Source organism: Kitasatospora sp. SC0581, assembly GCF_048159585.1.
GTDB lineage: Bacteria > Actinomycetota > Actinomycetes > Streptomycetales > Streptomycetaceae > Kitasatospora.
In genome coordinates, this window is record NZ_JBLRWA010000012.1 from 24,873 (window position 1) to 43,975 (window position 19,103).

A 19,103-nucleotide genomic window follows, 5' to 3' on the forward strand; every position below is an offset into this window, starting at 1 on the left:
CATGCCCATCGACGCAGTCACCGAGGTGCCGGTCCCGGTCAACGAGCCGGTGCGGGCGTACGCGCCCGGCAGCCCGGAGCGGGACCGGCTGGTGCGGCGGCTGGACGACCTGGCGGCCGAGCAGGTCCCGCTGCCGATGACGATCGGCGGCGAGCAGCGCTTCGGCGGCGGCGAGCGGATCGAGGTGGTGCAGCCGCACCACCACGCCGCCAAGCTGGGCGTGCTCGGCAACGCCACCCGGGAGGACGCCCGGGCGGCGGTGGACGCGGCGCTGGCCGCCGGCCGGCAGTGGCGCTCGCTCTCCTTCGACGACCGCGCGGCGGTCTTCCTGCGCGCCGCCGACCTGCTGGCCGGTCCCTGGCGGGAGACGCTCAACGCGGCCACCATGCTCGGCCAGTCCAAGACCGCGCAGCAGGCGGAGATCGACTCCGCCTGCGAGCTGATCGATTTCTGGCGGTTCAACGTGGGGTTCGCCCGGCAGATCCTGGCGGACCAGCCGATCTCCTCGCCCGGCGTGTGGAACCGCACCGACCACCGCCCGCTGGAAGGTTTCGTCTACGCGGTCACCCCGTTCAACTTCACCGCGATCGCCGGCAATCTGCCGACCGCCCCCGCGCTGATGGGCAACACCGTGGTCTGGAAGCCCGCGCCGACCCAGACCCTGGCCGCGTACCACCTGATGCGGCTGCTGGAGGCGGCCGGCCTGCCGCCCGGGGTGATCAACCTGGTGACCGGCGACGGCCTCCAGGTCTCCCCGGTGGTGCTCGCCGACCCGGCGTTCGCGGGGCTGCACTTCACCGGCTCCACCGCCACCTTCCGCTCCCTGTGGCAGACCGTCGGCGCCAACATCGGCGGCTACCGCACGTACCCGAGGATCGTCGGCGAGACCGGCGGCAAGGACTTCCTGCTGGCCCACCGCTCGGCCGACCCGGAGATCCTGAGGACCGCGCTGATCCGCGGCGCCTTCGAGTACCAGGGCCAGAAGTGCTCGGCGCTCTCCCGCGCCTACCTGCCGCGCAGCCTCTGGCAGCGGATCAAGGACGACTTCCTGGCCGAGGTGGACGCGCTCGCGGTGGGCGACGTGACCGACCTGTCCAACTTCATGGGCGCCCTGATCGACCGGCGCGCCTTCGAGAAGAACCGGGACGCCATCGATCGGGCGAAGGCCGATCCGACGATCGAACTGGCGGCCGGAGGACAGTACGACGACGCGATCGGCTGGTTCGTCCGGCCGACCGTGCTGGTCTCCTCCGACCACCGGGGCGAGATCTTCCGGACCGAGTACTTCGGTCCGATCCTCGCCGTCCACGTCTACGAGGACTCCCGCTGGGACGACGTGCTGCGCCGGGTCGACGCCGGCGCCCCGTACGGCCTGACCGGCTCGGTGATCGCGCAGGATCGTTACGCCATCGCGCAGGCCGTCGAGGAGCTGCGGTTCACCGCGGGGAACTTCTACATCAACGACAAGCCGACCGGCGCGGTGGTCGGCCAGCAGCCCTTCGGCGGCGGCCGGGCCTCCGGCACCAACGACAAGGCGGGCGCCGCGCAGAACCTGCTGCGCTGGACCTCGGCCCGGTCGATCAAGGAGACCTTCGTCCCGCCGACCCACCACGGCCACCCGCACATGGGCTGAGAGTGAACACCGGGCTCCGGTTTGGACATGCTGTCCAGGACGGACCCGACTTCCTGCGGGTTTGCGCCGACCTGTCCCTGTCCACCTTCGATTGATCCGGTTAGGCTGGCTGGCGTCGTCGGGTGGCTGCAGGACGAACGGAACGTCCTACCCGCTGGGAGGGCGTTTCATGCGTGCCATGAGCCCCTTTCAGTCGGATGGTGCGGCAGGATTGCGGTGACCCGTCGGTGTACATCCACACACCACCGAGTCACGCAACGGCGCGCGACAGGAGCCAAGAAGTCATGCAGACCAAGCTGGACGCAGCCAAGGCCGAACTGCTCAAGAAGGCAGCCGCAGCCGCTGAGAACAGCCAGGTGGGGGGAGCGGCGCCGGGGGAGGGTCTGAGCAACGGCGCTCTGACCGCGTACCTGCACCACTACTACCTCCACACCGCGCCCGACGACCTGGTCGACAGAGACCCGGTCGACGTGTACGGCGCGGCCGCCTCCCACTACCGCCTGGGCCTCAAGCGCCCGCAGGGCACCGCCGAGGTGCGGGTCCACACCCCCTCGGTCGAGGAGAACGGCTGGTCCTGCGGCCACACCGTGGTCGAGGTCGTCACGGACGACATGCCCTTCCTGGTCGACTCCGTCACCAACGAGCTGTCCCGCCAGGACCGCGCGATCCACGTCGTGATCCACCCCCAGCTGGTCGTCCGCCGCGACATCACCGGCAAGCTGCTGGAGATCCTGGACGTCGACGCCTGCTCCCGCAGCCAGGCCGCCGGCACCGAGTGGCCCGCCGACGCGACCGTCGAGTCGTGGATGCACATCGAGGTCGACCGCGAGACCGACCGCGAGGACCTGCGCGCCATCGAGGCCGACCTGCGCCGCGTGCTCGGCGACGTCCGCGAGGTCGTCGAGGACTGGGGCAAGATGCGCGAGAGCGCGCTGCGCCTGGCCGACGAGCTGGCCGAGGAGCCCCCGGCCGGCCTGCCCGAGCAGGAGGTCGGCGAGGCCTGGGAGCTGATGCGCTGGCTCGCCGACGACCACTTCACCTTCCTCGGCTACCGCGAGTACGACCTGGTCGAGCACGAGGGCGAGGAGGTCCTCAAGGCCGTCGCCGGGACCGGCCTCGGCATCCTGCGCTCCGACCCGCACAGCCACGACGACGCCCACCACGCCGTCAGCGAGGCCTTCGGCCGGCTCTCCGCGCCGGTGCGCGCCAAGGCCCACGAGAAGAAGCTGCTCGTCCTGACCAAGGCCAACAGCCGGTCCACCGTGCACCGCCCGGCCTACCTGGACTACGTCGGCGTGAAGAAGTTCAACGCCGCCGGCGAGCCGGTCGGCGAGCGCCGCTTCCTCGGCCTGTTCTCCTCCGCCGCCTACACCGAGTCGGTCACCCGCATCCCGGTCGTGCGCCGCAAGGTCCAGGAGGTGCTGGAGGACTCCGGCTTCTCCAGCGAGAGCCACGACGGCCGCGACCTGCTCCAGATCATGGAGACCTTCCCGCGGGACGAGATCTTCCAGACCCCGGCCTCCGAGCTGCTCTCCATCGCGACGAGCGTGCTCTACCTCCAGGAGCGCCGCAAGCTGCGGCTGTTCCTGCGCCAGGACGAGTACGGGCGCTACTTCTCGGCGTTCATCTACCTGCCGCGCGACCGCTACACCACGCGCATCCGGCTGCTGATCACCGACATCCTCAAGGAGGAGCTGAACGGCGCCACCATCGACTACACGGTGTACGCCACCGAGTCGGTGCTGACCCGTCTGCACTTCGTCGTCCGGGTCGCCCCGGGCACCGCGCTGCCGCACCTCAGCGACACGGACATCGAGCGGATCGAGAACCGGCTGGCCGAGGCCGCCCGGTTCTGGATGGACGGCTTCCACGACCAGCTGCACACCGAGCTGGGCGAGGAGCGGGCCGCCGAGCTCGGCCACAAGTACGCCAACGCCTTCCCCGACGGCTACCGCGCCGACTTCCCGCCGCGCACCGCCGTCGCCGACATCAAGCAGATCGAGTCGCTGCACGGCGAGGGCGACTTCCGCCTGAACCTGTACCAGCCGGTCGGCGCCGGCGACGACGAGCGCCGCTTCAAGATCTACCGGGTCGGCGGCCCGATCTCGCTGACCGAGGTCCTGCCGGTGCTCCAGCGCCTGGGCGTCGAGGTGCTGGACGAGCACCCGTACGCGCTGCGCCGCTCCGACGGCAGCACCGCGTGGGTCTACGACTTCGGCCTGAAGCTGCGCGAGGCCACCGAGCTCACCGACGAGGCCCGCGAGCGCTTCCAGGAGACCTTCGCCGCCACCTGGACCGGCAAGGCCGAGAACGACGGCTTCAACGAGCTGGTGCTGACCGCCGGGCTGACCTGGCGCCAGGCGATGATGCTGCGCGCGTACGCCAAGTACCTGCGCCAGGCGGGCTCCACGTTCTCCCAGGACTACATGGAGGACGCGCTCCGCAACAACACCCACTCCACCCGGCTGCTGGTCAACCTGTTCGAGGCCCGGCTGAGCCCGAGCCACCGCGCGGGCGCCCTGGAGCTGACCGAGGGCATCCTGGAGGAGCTGTCCGGCGCCCTCGACGAGGTCGTCTCGCTGGACGAGGACCGCATCCTGCGCTCCTTCCTGAACCTCATCAAGGCCACCCTGCGGACCAACTTCTTCCAGCACGCCGCCTCCGGCGAGTGGCACTCCTACGTGTCGATGAAGTTCGACCCGAAGGCCATCCCGGACCTGCCGGCCCCGCGCCCGGCGTTCGAGATCTGGGTCTACTCGCCGCAGGTCGAGGGCGTCCACCTGCGCTTCGGCAAGGTCGCCCGCGGCGGTCTGCGCTGGTCCGACCGGCGCGAGGACTTCCGCACCGAGATCCTGGGCCTGGTCAAGGCGCAGATGGTCAAGAACACCGTCATCGTCCCGGTCGGCGCCAAGGGCGGCTTCGTCGCCAAGCAGCTGCCGGACCCGGCGGTCGACCGCGACGCCTGGCTGGCCGAGGGCGTCTCCTCGTACAAGACCTTCATCTCGGCGCTGCTCGACATCACCGACAACCTGGTCGGCGGCGAGGTCGTGCACCCGGCCGACGTGGTCCGCCACGACGAGGACGACACCTACCTGGTCGTCGCCGCCGACAAGGGCACCGCGACCTTCTCGGACATCGCCAACGGCGTCGCCGAGTCCTACGGCTTCTGGCTGGGCGACGCGTTCGCCTCCGGCGGCTCGGCCGGCTACGACCACAAGGGCATGGGCATCACCGCCCGCGGCGCCTGGGAATCGGTCAAGCGCAACTTCCGCGAGCTCGGCGTCGACACCCAGACCGAGGACTTCACCGTCATCGGCATCGGCGACATGTCCGGCGACGTCTTCGGCAACGGCATGCTGCTCAGCGAGCACATCCGCCTGGTCGCCGCCTTCGACCACCGCCACATCTTCCTGGACCCGAACCCGGAGGCGGCCTCCTCGTACGCCGAGCGCCGCCGCCTGTTCGAGCTGCCGCGCAGCTCCTGGGACGACTACGACCGGTCGCTGATCTCGGCCGGCGGCGGGGTCTTCCCGCGCAGCGCCAAGTCGATCCAGCTGACCCCGCAGGTCCGCGCCGCCCTCGGCGTGTCGGCGACCAAGCTGACCCCGGCCGAGCTGATGCGGGCCGTCCTCCAGGCCCCGGTCGACCTGTTCTGGAACGGCGGCATCGGCACCTACGTCAAGGCCTCCACCGAGACCAACGCCGAGGTGGGCGACAAGTCCAACGACGCCATCCGGGTCAACGGCGAGCAGGTCCGGGCCCGGGTCATCGGCGAGGGCGGCAACCTCGGCTGCACCCAGCTCGGCCGCATCGAGTACGCGGCCACCGGCGGCCCGGAGGGCACCGGCGGCTGGATCGACACCGACGCGATCGACAACTCGGCCGGTGTGGACACCTCGGACCACGAGGTCAACATCAAGATCCTGCTCAACCAGGTGGTCGCCGAGGGCGACATGACGGTCAAGCAGCGCAACGTCCTGCTGGCCGAGATGACCGACGAGGTCGGCCACCTGGTGCTGCGCAACAACTACGCGCAGAACGTGGTGCTGGCCAACGCCGTCGCCCAGGCGCACAGCATGGTCAACGTGCACGCCCGGATGATCAGCCGCTTCGAGTCGGCCGGCCAGCTGGACCGCGGGCTGGAGTTCCTGCCCGCCGAGCGCCAGATCCGTGAGCGCCAGCAGAACGGCCGCGGCCTCTCGCAGCCCGAGATGTCCGTCCTGCTCGCCTACACCAAGATCATCCTGGCCGAGGAGCTGCTGGCCACCGAGCTGCCGGACGACCCGTTCTTCCGCACCTCGCTGCACGAGTACTTCCCGACCGCGCTGCGGGCGAGGTTCGCCGACGCGATCGACAACCACGCGCTGCGCCGCGAGATCATCACCACGCTGATCGTCAACGACACGATCAACCGCGGTGGCTGCACCTTCGCCTTCCGCCTGAAGGAGGAGACCGGCGCGACCTACGAGGAGATCGCCCGGACGCACACCGCCGCGCGGGCCGTCTTCGACCTGGAGCCGATCTGGGCCGAGATCGAGGACCTGGACAACAAGGTCCCGGCCCGGGTGCAGACCAAGATGCGGCTGCACTCGCGGCGCCTGGTCGAGCGCGCCACCCGGTGGATGCTCAACAACCGCCGCCAGCCGCTCGACATCGCCGGCACCATCGAGTTCTTCCACGACCGGGTCAACCAGGTCTGGGCGTCGCTGCCCAAGCCGCTCCGTGGCGAGGACCTGACCTGGTTCGAGTCGATCTACGGCGAGCTCGCCGCGGCCGGCGTGCCGGAGGAGCTGGCCACCCGGATCGCCGGCCTCTCCTCGGTCTTCCCGACCCTGGACGTCGCCGAGGTCGCGGACCGCTCCGGCAAGGACGTCGCCGAGGTCGCCGACCTCTACTACGACCTGGGCGACCGGCTCCAGATCTCGCACCTGCTCGACCGCATCATCGAGCTGCCCCGCACCGACCGCTGGTCGTCGATGGCCCGGGCCGCGATCCGCGAGGACCTCTTCGCGGCGCACGCGGCGCTGACCGCCGACATCCTGGCCTGCGGCCCCGAGGGCGCCACCCCGGAGGAGCGGTACACCGCCTGGGCCGAGCTCAACGCGACCCTGCTGAACCGCGCCAAGAGCACCCTCGACGACATAAGGGGTTCGGACAACTACGAGCTGTCCAGCCTCTCGGTCGCGATGCGCGTCATCCGCACCCTGCTGCGCACCGGTTCGATGCGCTGACGGACGGCTGTACCGGAGGGGCCCGCGTCCACGGACGCGGGCCCCTTCCGCATGTCCGGCCGCCCGCCCGGAGGGCCGTCCGACGGCCCACCGGAGAAGTCGTCCGGAGGTCCGTCCTGAGGTCCGTCAATTCCGGAGCGTGACAGCGGAATCACGCTGCGCGCGAATCGAAGTGTGGTCGGGATGTGTCCCTATGGTTAACGCGGCGTCACGAATGCCGCCATTTCTTGTCAGAGTTCCCAGCAAGTCGTGGAATTTCGCCCCAACTGCCCTTTTTGCTATCTGTTCTGACATGGCATGAGGTGCAGTAGGCTGACTCCGCGATAGGCGTCGCCGCAGGTCTCGTACCGGAACGCACTTCGATGTGGTGTGACATCGGGTGCCTTTCGGAGAGGTTCAGGCCGCCAGTCCCATTCGCGTTCCGGGGCCCGGACCGGCCCCACGCGATGCCACCTGAAGAGAGTTTCATGACGTCATTTGTGCAGGAACCCTTTTTCTGGGTCTTCATCGTGGTGATGCTCGTATCCGTCGGAGCGGCCCTCCAGGCCCGCCGGACGAACCTCGCCCTGCGACGGCGCAACGCCTCGCTGGAGGAGGAGAGCGCCCTGGCACAGCGGCAGCGCGAGGAACTCGCCGTGCTGCACGACCGCCTGCAGGGCCAGCACGCCTCCGAGCTGACGGCCGTCCGCCGGGACGCCGAGGAGGACACCAAGGCCGTCCTCAAGGCGGCGATGCGGACGCTGCAGGGCTTGGCCGACGAGCAGCAGATCGTCATCGACAAGGTGCAGCGGAAGTACGGCGACAGCCCGCAGATCCTCGCCGACCTGATGACGATCGACCACACCAACAGCCAGTTCGGTCGGCGTGCCCAGGGCATCGCGGTGCTCTGCGGCGGCTGGTTGGGCCGCCGTGAGAGCGTCGCCTCGGTCTTCGACGTGGTCCGCAGCGCCCAGGGCCGGATCCGGCACTTCGACCGGGTGCGGATCCACTCCCGGGTCAGCGTCTCGCTCGCCAGCAAGGTCGTCGAGCCGGTCGCCGTCGTGCTGTCCGAGCTGCTCGCCAACGCGACCAACTACTCCGCCCCGGACACCCCGGTGGAGGTCAGCGTCCAGGCCGTCCCCACCGGCGTCTGCCTGATCATCGACGACGCCGGCCTCGGCATGGGCCAGGAGGAGAAGGACCGCGCGTCGCTGCTCCTGAACCCGGGCGCGCCGATCAGCCTCACCAGCCTGGGCAACCCCCCGAAGTTCGGCTTCGCCGTCTCCGGCATGCTGGCCGCCCGCTACGGCTTCCGGGTCTCCGTCGACTCCGTCTCCCCGTACGGGGGCGTGCGGGCCGTGGTGCTGCTGCCGGCCGAGCTGCTGAGCAGCGAGGTCGCGGCCCCGCCCGTCGCCGAGCACACCGACTACCCCGACTACCAGGCCGCGCCGGTGGAGCAGCCCGCGCAGGCCTGGGCGCCGGGTGCCGGCCAGCGGCTCGTGTCGCTGTCCGAGCCGACGGCGCCCCTGGCCCCGGTGCCGACGCCGTACGCGGCGACGGCGGGACCGGAGACGACAGCGGACGGACTGCTGCCCCGGCGCCGCCGCCAGCGTCCCGTGTCGGTCGTCCCCACCCCGCAGGAGCCCGGTCCCGGTCGGGCCGAGGATCCGCGGGGCACCGGCCAGTACACGCCGTCCCGCCTCGGCGCGTTCCAGCGCGGCACGCTGTCCGGGCGCAACACCATGACCACGGAAGGAACCGAGATCCAGTGAGCCGCGATCTTTCCTGGGTGCTCAACGACGTACTCCAGGTACCGGGCGCCCGGCACGCTATCCTCGTCTCCGCCGACGGCCTCCTGCTCGAACGGTCCAGCGAGATCGGCCGTGACGAGGCGGAGACCAACGCCGCCGCGATGAGCTCGATGCAGTCGCTGAGCCGCGCGGTCGCCCCGTTCGTCGGCGGCGGCGCCGGGGTCTGGCGCCAGACCCTCCTGGAGTACGACCACGGCTGGATCTTCCTGATCGCGGCCGGCAGCGGCGCGTACCTGGCCGCCTCCACCGCCCCCGACGTCGACATGGAGGCGATGTCCTTCCGGATGCAGCAGCAGGTGGGCGCGCTCGGACGGGCGATGTCGGCGGCGCCGCGCCAGAGCACGCTCAGCGGCTCATGACGACCGGCGGCGAGGAACAGCGGGTCTCCGGCGGCTTCATCCGCTCCTACGTCATCACCGGTGGGCGCGCGTTACCGAGTGCGGACGACCTGTCTCTGATCACCCTGGTCACCATCGCGCCCGAGCAGGACCTCCCCGCGCTGCCGAGCCCGGAGACCCGGGCGATCTGGGAGCTGTGCTCCGGCGGCTACCTCTCGGTGGCCGAGGTCGCGGCCCGGCTGGAGCTGCCGGTGGGGGTCGTGAGGCTGCTGCTGACGGACCTGATCCGTGAGGGGCGGCTGCTGCGGCGGTCGGCCCCGCCCCCGGCCCAGGCCCCGGACCCGAGACTTCTAGAGAAGGTACTGCATGGACTTCAACGCCGGTTCGCCTGAGGACATCTACGTCCCGGGCGCGGTGACGACCGCTGTCAAGATCCTGGTCGTGGGGCACTTCGCGGTCGGCAAGACGACGCTCATCGGGGCCCTGTCGGAGATCGCCCCGCTGAGCACCGAGGAGAGCATGACGCAGGCGTCCATCCGCGTCGACGACCTCCGCGGGGCGCCGGACAAGAAGACCACGACCGTCGCCCTGGACTTCGGCCGGCTGACGCTCGGCGACGACCTGGTGCTGTACCTGTTCGGTACGCCGGGCCAGCAGCGGTTCATGCAGCTCTGGGAGGACATGGCGCGGGGGGCGCTGGGGGCGCTGCTGCTGGCCGACCCGACCCGCCTCGCGGACACCTTCCCCGTCATCGACCTGATCGAGCAGTACGGCCTGGAGTACGCGGTCGCGGTCAACAGCTTCGACCGGGAGAGCGGGTACACCGAGGACCAGCTGCGCGAGGCGCTCGACCTGCTGCCGCACACGCCGGTGGTGTTCTGCGACGCGCGGGACCAGCGCTCCTCGGCCAACGCCCTGCTGACGCTCGTCCGGCACCTGCTCGACCGCGCCTCCTGACCTCCCCACGGCTCCTCCCTCCCCCACGCCTTCCTCCCCTCACGTCTCCCGGGTCCCGCACCCGCCCGGGGCCTCCTCCAAGGAACGACCCATGGAATCTCTGCAGCGACCCGTACCGCAGTCGCCTCCGCCGGGCTGCCCGATGCACGCCGGCGTGAGCACGCCGCTCTACGGGGAGATGTTCTCGGCCGACCCCGGCGCGGTCTACGACAAGCTGCGCGCCAACGGCCCGGCCGCGCCGGTGGAGTTGGCGCCGGGGGTGGACGCCACCCTGGTCACCTCGCACGAGGCCGCGCTGCGGGTGCTGCAGAACCCGGGCATGTTCGCCCGGGACTCGCGGCGCTGGGCGGCGCTGAACGAGGGCCGGGTGCCGATGGACAGCCCCGTCCTGCCGATGATGTTCTACCGGCCCAACTGCCTCTTCACGGACGGCGCCGAGCACCTGCGGCTGCGCAAGGCCGTCACCGAGAGCCTGGACCGGCTCAACGACAACCGGCTCAACCGGCACGTCGAGCGGATCGCCGGCTACCTGATCGACCAGTTCAGCGCGCTGGGCCGGGCCGACCTGCTCAACGACTACGCCAAGCTGCTGCCGCTGCTGCTGTTCAACCAGCTGTTCGGCTGCCCGGCCGACATCGGCGACCGGCTGACCCGCAGCATGTCCGCGCTCTTCGACGGCCTCGACGTGATCCAGGCCAACGAGGAGCTGACCTCCTGCCTGATGGACCTGGTCGCGCTGAAGCGCCGCCAGCCGGGCGACGACATCACCTCCTGGCTCATCCAGCACCCGGCCGGGCTGCGGGACGAGGAGCTCAAGGACCAGCTGGTCATGCTGATGGGCGCCGGCGTCGAGCCCGAGCGCAACCTCATCGGCAACGCGCTGCTCCTGCTGCTGTCCGGCGAGGGCGGTGCCGGACTGCGCATCGAGGACGCCCTCGACGACGTGCTGTGGAACAACCCGCCGATCGCCAACTACGCGACGCACTACCCGATGCAGGACCTCAACCTGGGCGGCGTCCCGATGGACGCCGGCAGCCCGGTGGTGATCAGCTTCGCCGCCGCCAACAGCGACCCGGTGCTGACCGACGCCCGACTGACCCTCAGCAAGGGGGCCCACCTGGCCTGGGGCGCCGGCCCGCACGCCTGCCCGGCCAAGTCCCCGGCCCAGCTGATCGCCCTGAGCGCGATCGAGTGCCTGCTCAACGCGCTCCCGGACGTCACGCTCGCGGTGCCCGCGGAGAGCGTCGAGTGGCGGCCGGGCCCGTTCCAGCGCGGCCTGGTCTCGCTGCCGGTGCGGTTCAGCCCGGTGGCCGCCCGCACCGCGGGGCCGGCCGTGGGCGCGGACACCGCCCCTGCTCCCGCACCCGCGCAGGCCGCCGCCGAGCAGGTGCAGGCGTACCCGCAGGCCGCCGCCGGTCCGGCCCGGGCCCCGCAGAAGAAGGGCTGGTGGAGCTCCTTCCTGGACGTCTTCCGGGTCTGAGGCGTCCCGGGCTCCGGGCTCCCGGCCCGACCCGCCGTCGTGGGCCGTCCGGCCACCGGCTGTTCGGTCACGGGCCGTTCGGTCACCGGCCGTTCGGTCACCGGCCGTTCGGTCACGGGCCGTCCGGTCACGGGCCGTTCGGGTACCAGCCGTTCGGTCACCGGACGTTCGGTCACCGCGAGGTGAACGGCGTGCGACGACGGTGCAGTACGTGATGGGGGCAACACGGATCGACGCTTGAGCGCGCTGGTGCTGGGTAGTACGCCGCCGTACTGCCCGCCCGCGTGTTGAAGGAGCCCGTGTGACCGCCATGTTGGAAGCCCGCCCCGCGGAGTCGGAGCACCCTGACGGCAGGGTCGACCGCCGTGCCGCCGTCCCGCTGCTGCGGAGGCTGCGGTCGGCCGAGGGGCTCGCCGACCCGAGCCCGGTCTACGACGGGCTGCGGGCGCTCGGGGACCTCGTCCCGGCGCCCTGGGGCGGCTACCTGGTCACCGGTTACGAGGCCTGCGACCAGGTCCTGCGCGGCAGGACCTGGCTCGTCCCCGACTTCGCCTGGCAGGAGCGGCAGACCGGGACGGAGCGCTGGGAGGCCGTCGCCACCCAGGAGATGAGCCGCACCCTCTCCCGCCTCAACGCCCCCGAGCACACCCGGCAGCGGCGCAGCCTCGGCAGCCTCTTCGACCGCAACACCCTCCGGGACATGACGCCGCGGATCGAGGCCGACGCCAGCGAACTGCTCGACCGCCTGGCCGAGCGAATACAGGCGGACGGCGAGGCGGACTTCGCCTCCGTGGTCAGCGAGCAGCTGCCGATCGGCACCATCGGGCGCTGGCTGGACATCCCCCGCGCGGACTACCCGCACATCCTGACGATGACCCACAACCAGGTGCACGCCCAGGAACTGCTGCCCACCAAGAGCCAGCTGGCGGTCTCCGAGCAGGCCACCATGGACCTTCGCGAGTACTTCACCCGGCTCGTCCGGGAGCGCCGCGACAACGACGGCGACGACGTGATCGCCGGCTGGATCCGCACCTGGGACGCGCTGGAGTCCGACCCCGAGGCCACCGACCGGATGGTCTACCAGCTCACCATGTTCGTCACCATCGCCTCGCTGGAGACCACGGCGACGCTGCTCTCCTCGCTGGTGTGGCAGCTGCTGCGGTCGCCCGGGACGTGGGAGTGGCTGCGGGAGCGGCCCGAGCACATCGACGAGGCGATCGACGAGGCGCTGCGCTACGACCCGCCGATCCGCGTCAACAGCCGCGTCGCGGGCGAGGACACCGTGCTGGCCGGAACGTTCCTCCCCAAGGACACCATGGTCCACGTGATGTACGGCGCGGCCAACCGCGACCCGCGACGCAACCCGGACCCGCACGCCTTCGACCCGCTCCGCCGGGGCACCCACCTCACCTTCGGCGGCGGCGCCCACTACTGCCTCGGCGCGGGCCTGGCCCGGCTGGAGGCGAGGGCCCTGATCGGTCAACTGCTGGAGCGCTTCCCGACGCTGCGGGCGGTGAGCCCGCCGGAGCACGCGCCCCGGATGGTCTTCCACCGGGTGACGTCCCTGAGAGTGTCCGCATGAACGTCTCCCCGCAGGCTCCCCAGTACCCCCCGTACGCGATGCAGCCGCCGCCGTACGTCCCGCACCCCTCGACGACGACCGGATGGTACCCGCCGGCCCCTCAGTCGGCGCCGGTCCCGCAGTCCCCGCCGGTCCCCGAAGGCGCTCCCGCTCCCGAAGGCGCTCCCGCTCCCGAAGCCGCGGTGGTCCCCGAACCCGCGCCCGCCCGTACGGTCCGTTCCGAGCTCCGGGGCGCGGTGCTCCACGTCGAGCTGGACAGCCCGGGGACGGGGAACGCCGTCACCTCGGCCATGCTGGACGAACTCCTCGCCCTCCTCGCCGTCCCCGACCCGGCCGTGCGGGTGATCGTGCTCTCCGCGGCCGGCCGCGACTTCTGCCTCGGCGGCGACCGCGACGAACTCCTCGCGGGCCTGGACGAGGACCCGACCGGCGGCCGCATACGGGCCTACGGGGACAAGGCCCGCCGGGTCTGCGACGCCCTCGTCAACAGCCCCGCCGTCACCATCGCCCGGGTCCAGGGCCGGGCGACCGGTGCCGGCTTCGCCCTGGCGCTCGCCTGCGACCTGCGGGCCGGCGCCGACAACGCCGTCTTCCGGCTGCCCGAACTGGCCCTGGGCCTGCCCGTCGCCTGGGGCGGCCTGCTGCCCCGGCTGCTGCACGAGGTCGGCGCGGCCCGGGTCCGCGAGATCATCCTCACCGGCCGCCCGGTCGGCGCGGTGGAGGCGCGGGAGCTCGCCATCCTGCAGCGGGTCGTCCCCGAGCAGGAGCTGGACGAGGCGGTGGCCGAGTGGGCCCGGCCCATCACGCGCCGCTCCGAGGCCGCCCTGCGGGTCACCAAGACGCTGCTCGCCTCCCACGCGTCGGCCACCCGGCTGGCCGACGCCGCCGTGCTGGACTCCGAGCTGATGGCCTCCGTCCTGGCCGCCGCCCACTACACCCGGAGCCTGGCCGACCGGGGGCCGGCCTCCTGACCGGTGCGTGCGCGAAGGGGCCCGCGTCCTCGGACGCGGGCCCCTTCCGTGCGTGGGGGAGCCGGTTGTCGATCGTGCCCGCACGTTCGCTACCGTGTGCGGTCGACGAAGGAGAGATGATCATGGTGGGGACGACGCGCGGCGGGCGCGTGGCCGGGGCCGTACTGACGACGGCGCTGGTCATGGCCGGAGCGGCGGCCTGCGGGGGAGACGGGGGCGGCGCTGCCGAGGCGGCGGCCAGTACACCGCCGCAGCCGTTCGGCGCCGCCGGCTACCGCGGGCTCCAGCTCTCGATGACCAAGGAGGAGGCGCTCACCTCCGGAGCCCTGGAGCCGTCGCCGGTCTCGCTGCTCAACGGCTGCACCGACTACGCGTACAAGGGCGGCCCGGCGCCGGACCCGGTCCGGATGGCGGCCGAGGCGGAGGTCCGTACGAAGGCCGACAAGGCCCTGGCCAGGATCGACGAGATCAAGGCGGCCAGGAAGCCGCTCGCGTCCCCGCCGTCCGGGGCCTCGTCGAAGGAGCTGCAGGAGTACCTCGCGGGCCTTCGGGAGCAGCTCGACCAGACCGAGGCGGGGCGGCGGGAGATGGCCGTGCTCTACAAGGACCTGGACCTCCTCGGGCCCGCCCGCAAGAACCGGGACCAGGCCTTCCTGGCCACCGGCCGGGTCAACTTCGGCACCGAGGGCCTGCGCCAGCTGGTCGCCCCGGCGGGCGCCCGCACCGCCGAGGGCATCGGCGCCGGCTCGACGGAGGAGGAGCTCAAGCGCGCCTACGAGGGCAGGGACCTCAAGCCGATCAAGGAGGGCGGTTACGAGCTCCCGTCCGAGAGCGGCAGCGGCGGCCCGGACTGGTTCTACGAGTTCACCATGGCCGACGGCAAGGTCGCCGGGCTCGCCCTGGTGAAGCACAACACCTACTGCGCCTGAGAAACCGGTTGTGGATCGTGGCCGCACCCTCGGTACGGTGACCCTCGAAAGATCATGTGGGGGTTTGTGACATGGGGAAGAACCGGGCCACGGTCCGCGCGGTGGGCGTGGGCATCTCGGTAGTACTGCTGGCCGCCTCGGCGGCGGCCTGCTCGTCCGACGACAAGAAGGACTCGGCGAAGGCCGGGGGCGCCGCCGCGGCACCCTCGGCGGCGCCCACGACGAAGGGCCCGGAGGCCTTCGCGGCGGCCGGGTACCAGGGGATCAAGCCGGGCATGGCCAAGGACGCCGGGCTGGCCACCGGCGCCCTGGAGGCGTCACCGGTCTCGCTGCTCGGCGGCTGCACGGACTTCGTCTACAAGGGCGGACCGGCGCCGGACCAGGCCCGGATGGCCGCCGAGGCGGCCACCGAGGCCCGCTACAAGGACCTCAGCGCCAAGGCCGACGCGGCCAGTGGGAAGGCGCCCGCCCCGGCGGGCACCCTGCCGCCGAACGCCTCCGCCAAGGACGCGGCGGCCGCCGCCGCGGGCTCGGCCGCCGGGGCCAAGGACTCGGCCGCCGCCGCCAAGCTGATCGCCGACTCGACGATGGCCCTGGTCGACCTGAGGGTGGCGCAGGAGGCCAAGGACAAGGCGTACCTGACCACCGGCCGGGTCTCCTTCGCGGAGGCGGGCCTGCGCGAGCTGGCCGCCCCGGCGGAGGCGAGGACGGCCGAGGGCATCGGCGCCGGCTCCACCCTGGAGGCGCTCCAGCAGGCGTACGGCGCCAAGGGCCTCCAGCAGGACAAGAGCGGCAGGTACGTGCTGCCGGTCGAGGGGCAGCCGGGCTGGCAGTACGAGTTCACGGTGGACGCCGGGAAGGTCGCCGGGATGGCCGCGGTGAACCGCGACATCAAGTGCGCCTGACCGTCTGATCGTCCGACCGGTCGACGAGGGCCCCGCCGAACCGTCCGGTTCGGCGGGGCCCTCTGCCGTGCTCCGGCGGGAACCCGGCGGCCCGTGCGGACAGGTGGGGGTGTGGAACTGTCACAGCGGGCGCGATTGAGGAGCGGCGACCAGTGGGCGTTCGGGGAGCTGTTCGATGAGACGGCGGACGATCTGTACCGGTACGCGGTGCGGGTGGTGGGGGACCGGGCCGCGGCGGAGGACGTCGTCCAGCTGACGTTCCTCGAAGCGTGGCGCCTGCGCGGCCGGTTGCGGGAGGACGACGGGCCGGTGCGGCCCTGGCTGTTCGGGATAGCCGCCCAGGTCCTGCGCAACACGACCCGGGCGGCCCGGCGGCACCGGGCGGCGCTGGCGCGGCTGCCCGAGCGGGGCGTCCTGCCGGACTTCGCCGAGGAGCTGGCCGGGCGGCTCGACGACGACGCCCGGCTCGCCGCCGTCCGGCGGGCGCTGGGCGGGCTGCGGAAGGCGGAGCGCGAGGTGTTCGGCCTCTGCGTCCTGGCGGGCCTGGACTACGTGAGCGCGGCCGAGGCACTCGGGGTGCCGATCGGCACGGTGCGCTCCCGGCTCTCGCGCGCCCGCACCAAGCTGCGCGCGCTGGTGGACGAGGAGCTCCGGGGCGGGCGGGAACCCGCTCCGGACACCGGACAGGTACGGGGTGGCCGCACCGAAGCGGCCAGGTCGACGACACCGGGGAGGACCCGATGAGTCCGATGAATCCGATGAACGAGGACGAACTGCTGCCACCGCCCACGGGGCCGGGGCTCCCCGCCGACCGCCGGCGGCAGCTGCGGGGGCACCTGATGAGCGAGTTCGCGCGCGGGCCGGCGGCCGCGCCCCGGCGGAAGCGGCTCGGCTGGGTGGCCCTGCCCGCGCTGGCGGGCGGCCTGGCGCTGTCCCTGGTGCTGGCCGGCGGGCCGACCGAGCGGGGCGCCGACCCCACGCGGCCGGTCGCGGCCGTGGTCCTGGACCGCGCGGCGCGGGCCGCCGAACAGCAGCCCGCCCCGGCGGCGCGCGGGGACCAGTTCGTCTACGTGAAGAGCCTGGACAACTGGGCGAAGTCGCAGGGCGAGGCGCCGCAGACCCGGGAGCTCTGGACGTCCGTTGACGGCAGCAAGCGGGGACTGCTGCTCGTGGACGGGCACCTGCCGAACCCCGGAGGAAGCGACGAGCACGGGGAGGCCGAACCCGTGCCGAACGCCGGGAGGTTCGGCAGCTACGCCTACGTCGCCGCCCTGCCGACCGACCCGGATGCGCTGCTGGCCAGGATCCACGCGGACACCGAAGGCCACGGGCCCGGCCCCGACGAGGAGGCGTTCAGGACCGTCGGCGACCTCCTGCGCGACCAGATCGCCCCACCGGCCGTCAGCGCTGCGCTCTACCGGGCGGCCGCGAAGATCCCCGGCGTCAGGGTGATCGACTCGGTGACCGACGCGGCAGGCCGCCCCGGCATCGCGGTCGCGCGCCGGGACAGCGGTGCGAGGGTCGAGGTCCAGTGGATCTTCGACAGCACCGACTACACCTACCTCGGCGAGCGCAGCGTCGCCGTCACCGACGGCGCGACCTTCAGGAAGGGCGACATCACCAGCCAGATGGCCGTCCTCGCCCGCGCCGTCGTCGACCAGCCCGGCACCCGTCCCTGAGGAGAGGCGCGCTTCTGCGGGCGGCGATGGTGCGATGGAAGGTCAGCTGCCCAGCGCCACGGCGGACGGCGACTGCCACCCCCGTAGGGCGGCGCGGGCGCGGGCGACGCCTCCGGGGGTGGCGGGCGCGCCGGTGCCGACGGCGACGGTTCTCGTGCCGAGGCCCGCGCAGGCGCGGCAGATGCCGGGGCGGGGTACCGGGTCGTGGCAGCGGCCGCACTCGGCGTACGGCGTCGGCGGGGGCGCGGCTCGTTCCGGCGGCAGTTTCCGTTGCAGGCGGTCCCGGAGGATCGCCACCGGGGAGTGCATCGGCTGCGGCAGTCCGGGGAGCAGGGCGTGGGCCAACTCGGCTTCGTCGCAGCCCCGTTCCAGCCATTGTGTGACGAGTGGTGCCAACGCGCGGGCCTCGGCCTCGCCGAGGCGCAGGCGGGGTTCGGGCCGGATCACCCGGAACAGGGTGGCCACGGCGGCCCGCGTCCGTTCATCCGGGAGGGTGGGTTCTTGTCCCGGGTCCTTTACGGGAGGGGTGACAGCGCGGCCGGAACTCCCTCCACCGGAGGCCGGGCGGGGGACAGCCGGTTCGGGCTGCGGGGTGTCGAAGACGTGGGCCTCGGACCGGACCGTCCCGTCGGCCATCCGGACCCTGTCGACCCGGTAGTACCCGGCGTCCTTCAGTTCCTTGAGGGCCCGTCGGATGGCGCCCCGCCCCTGCGGACTGCTGTCCGCCATCTGCCGCCCGTCCTCCCGCCACCCGTCGGGGCGGGAGAGCAGGTCGGCGAGGAGGCCACGAGCGGTGTAACTCAACCGCCGGTCCTGCAACAGGCCGTTCGGAAGCACGCTGAACGCGCGCGAATGAACGCTACGATGAATCCGCATCTGGAGTCCTTGCTCCTGGTGCCTGACCCCGGGGTGTTCCACCACCGCCGGGGTCTCCTATGTTCTGTTGATGATGCGGAAAGTAGCACAGCCACTACGAAGAGTGCGAACCGTTCGAGCGTGAAGCCCAAGCCCCCCGCACCGAGTGCGCCCCCACGCCGGGCGAGGTGTTCAGGAGTACCGAGCGAGTCGATGCGGGCCGAGGTAGTAGGACAGGGCGGCGTGCGACGGCCCGTCCGGAACCCCGCCGCTCGTCAGCAGCTTCACCACCTCGCCCTCCGGGACCCACTCCACGCGACTCGCCTCGGAGACGTCCTCGGGCTCGCCGATCCGGATGCAGTCGGTGACGTGGTAGGCGTGGAAGTGGGCGTCGCCGATGCCGGCCATGGCGTCGTACTCGGTCAACAGCTCGGCCCGGCCTGGACGCCAGCCGGTCTCCTCCTCGACCTCGCGGACGACGGCCGCCGCCGGCTCCTCGCCGGGCTCGACCCAACCGGCCGGCACCTCCCAGCCCCAGCGGCCGGTGATGAACCGGTGCCGGTAGAGAAGCAGGAACTCGCCGGCCTCGTTGGTGACGACGGCGGTGGTCGAGGAGCGGGGGTAGCGGACGACGTGGTGGTCGATCCGGCCGACACCGGGGATGTTGACGTCATCGAGCCAGACCTCGACCCACGGACTCCCGAACACCTGCCGACGCCCGAACACCTCCCACTCCACGAGCGGTCCCTCCCT

The 19,103-nt window shown here is 72.1% G+C and carries 15 protein-coding genes; 13 read left to right on the forward strand and 2 right to left on the reverse strand.

All coding sequences use genetic code 11. The annotated features are described in order from the left end of the window. The first annotated feature begins 7 nt into the window (after nt 1-7). The 13 genes from pruA to ACLWS4_RS19950 all read left to right on the forward strand — a co-directional run bounded on the left by pruA (nt 8) and on the right by ACLWS4_RS19950 (nt 17,495). On the forward strand, nt 8-1,633 hold the full coding sequence (pruA, locus tag ACLWS4_RS19890) for an L-glutamate gamma-semialdehyde dehydrogenase (protein WP_117491750.1): 1,626 nt from the start codon (nt 8-10) through the stop codon (nt 1,631-1,633). Nucleotides 1,634-1,917: 284 nt separating this feature from the next. Continuing rightward, nucleotides 1,918-6,864 (forward strand): NAD-glutamate dehydrogenase, encoded by a 4,947-nt coding sequence (locus ACLWS4_RS19895; RefSeq protein ID WP_416874806.1) that lies wholly within the window; start codon nt 1,918-1,920, stop codon nt 6,862-6,864. A 467-nt stretch (nt 6,865-7,331) separates the two neighbouring features. Continuing rightward, complete coding sequence (locus tag ACLWS4_RS19900) at nt 7,332-8,615, forward strand: ATP-binding protein (protein WP_049653847.1); 1,284 nt, start codon at nt 7,332-7,334, stop codon at nt 8,613-8,615. Continuing rightward, nucleotides 8,612-9,013, forward strand: coding sequence for a roadblock/LC7 domain-containing protein (locus tag ACLWS4_RS19905; protein ID WP_049653846.1), 402 nt, complete (start codon nt 8,612-8,614; stop codon nt 9,011-9,013). Before ACLWS4_RS19900 ends, ACLWS4_RS19905 begins: the two co-directional genes overlap by 4 nt. After that, on the forward strand, nt 9,010-9,384 hold the full coding sequence (locus ACLWS4_RS19910) for a DUF742 domain-containing protein (RefSeq protein WP_049653843.1): 375 nt from the start codon (nt 9,010-9,012) through the stop codon (nt 9,382-9,384). Before ACLWS4_RS19905 ends, ACLWS4_RS19910 begins: the two co-directional genes overlap by 4 nt. Further along, nucleotides 9,359-9,949 carry a GTP-binding protein gene (locus ACLWS4_RS19915; RefSeq protein WP_074005013.1) on the forward strand — a complete coding sequence of 197 codons (591 nt, stop codon included), beginning with the start codon at nt 9,359-9,361 and terminating at the stop codon, nt 9,947-9,949. The genes ACLWS4_RS19910 and ACLWS4_RS19915 overlap by 26 nt, the downstream gene beginning before the upstream one ends. Nucleotides 9,950-10,040: 91 nt before the next feature. After that, nucleotides 10,041-11,429 carry a cytochrome P450 gene (locus ACLWS4_RS19920; RefSeq protein ID WP_074005014.1) on the forward strand — a complete coding sequence of 463 codons (1,389 nt, stop codon included), beginning with the start codon at nt 10,041-10,043 and terminating at the stop codon, nt 11,427-11,429. A gap of 310 nt (nt 11,430-11,739) precedes the next feature. Continuing rightward, complete coding sequence (locus tag ACLWS4_RS19925) at nt 11,740-13,011, forward strand: cytochrome P450 (RefSeq protein ID WP_416874862.1); 1,272 nt, start codon at nt 11,740-11,742, stop codon at nt 13,009-13,011. Beyond that, nucleotides 13,008-13,982 carry an enoyl-CoA hydratase/isomerase family protein gene (locus ACLWS4_RS19930; RefSeq protein WP_416874807.1) on the forward strand — a complete coding sequence of 325 codons (975 nt, stop codon included), beginning with the start codon at nt 13,008-13,010 and terminating at the stop codon, nt 13,980-13,982. Before ACLWS4_RS19925 ends, ACLWS4_RS19930 begins: the two co-directional genes overlap by 4 nt. A 122-nt stretch (nt 13,983-14,104) precedes the next feature. After that, a complete protein-coding gene (locus tag ACLWS4_RS19935; protein ID WP_416874808.1) occupies nt 14,105-14,911 on the forward strand; it encodes a hypothetical protein in 807 nt (268 codons plus the stop codon). Nucleotides 14,912-14,982: 71 nt separating this feature from the next. Continuing rightward, nucleotides 14,983-15,816 (forward strand): hypothetical protein, encoded by an 834-nt coding sequence (locus ACLWS4_RS19940; RefSeq protein ID WP_380780881.1) that lies wholly within the window; start codon nt 14,983-14,985, stop codon nt 15,814-15,816. 111 nt (nt 15,817-15,927) lie between these two features. Continuing rightward, entirely contained in the window at nt 15,928-16,560 is a 633-nt protein-coding gene (locus ACLWS4_RS19945; protein ID WP_380745455.1) for an RNA polymerase sigma factor, read from the forward strand. Beyond that, entirely contained in the window at nt 16,557-17,495 is a 939-nt protein-coding gene (locus ACLWS4_RS19950; RefSeq protein WP_416874809.1) for a CU044_5270 family protein, read from the forward strand. Before ACLWS4_RS19945 ends, ACLWS4_RS19950 begins: the two co-directional genes overlap by 4 nt. A gap of 42 nt (nt 17,496-17,537) precedes the next feature. On the opposite strand, the gene ACLWS4_RS19955 is transcribed toward ACLWS4_RS19950, so the two are convergent. Continuing rightward, nucleotides 17,538-18,299 (reverse strand): hypothetical protein, encoded by a 762-nt coding sequence (locus ACLWS4_RS19955; protein ID WP_380782159.1) that lies wholly within the window; start codon nt 18,297-18,299, stop codon nt 17,538-17,540. Nucleotides 18,300-18,542: 243 nt separating this feature from the next. Then, nucleotides 18,543-19,088, reverse strand: coding sequence for an NUDIX hydrolase (locus tag ACLWS4_RS19960; RefSeq protein ID WP_416874810.1), 546 nt, complete (start codon nt 19,086-19,088; stop codon nt 18,543-18,545). Between the last annotated feature and the right edge of the window lie 15 nt (nt 19,089-19,103).

Coding starts and splice junctions, on each gene's coding strand:
- ACLWS4_RS19895 (WP_416874806.1), top strand. CDS start 1,918: ATGCAGACCAAGCTGGACGCAGCCAAGGCCGAACTGCTCAAGAAGGCA.
- ACLWS4_RS19900 (WP_049653847.1), top strand. CDS start 7,332: ATGACGTCATTTGTGCAGGAACCCTTTTTCTGGGTCTTCATCGTGGTG.
- ACLWS4_RS19910 (WP_049653843.1), top strand. CDS start 9,010: ATGACGACCGGCGGCGAGGAACAGCGGGTCTCCGGCGGCTTCATCCGC.
- ACLWS4_RS19915 (WP_074005013.1), top strand. CDS start 9,359: ATGGACTTCAACGCCGGTTCGCCTGAGGACATCTACGTCCCGGGCGCG.
- ACLWS4_RS19920 (WP_074005014.1), top strand. CDS start 10,041: ATGGAATCTCTGCAGCGACCCGTACCGCAGTCGCCTCCGCCGGGCTGC.
- ACLWS4_RS19925 (WP_416874862.1), top strand. CDS start 11,740: ATGTTGGAAGCCCGCCCCGCGGAGTCGGAGCACCCTGACGGCAGGGTC.
- ACLWS4_RS19930 (WP_416874807.1), top strand. CDS start 13,008: ATGAACGTCTCCCCGCAGGCTCCCCAGTACCCCCCGTACGCGATGCAG.
- ACLWS4_RS19935 (WP_416874808.1), top strand. CDS start 14,105: ATGGTGGGGACGACGCGCGGCGGGCGCGTGGCCGGGGCCGTACTGACG.
- ACLWS4_RS19940 (WP_380780881.1), top strand. CDS start 14,983: ATGGGGAAGAACCGGGCCACGGTCCGCGCGGTGGGCGTGGGCATCTCG.
- ACLWS4_RS19950 (WP_416874809.1), top strand. CDS start 16,557: ATGAGTCCGATGAATCCGATGAACGAGGACGAACTGCTGCCACCGCCC.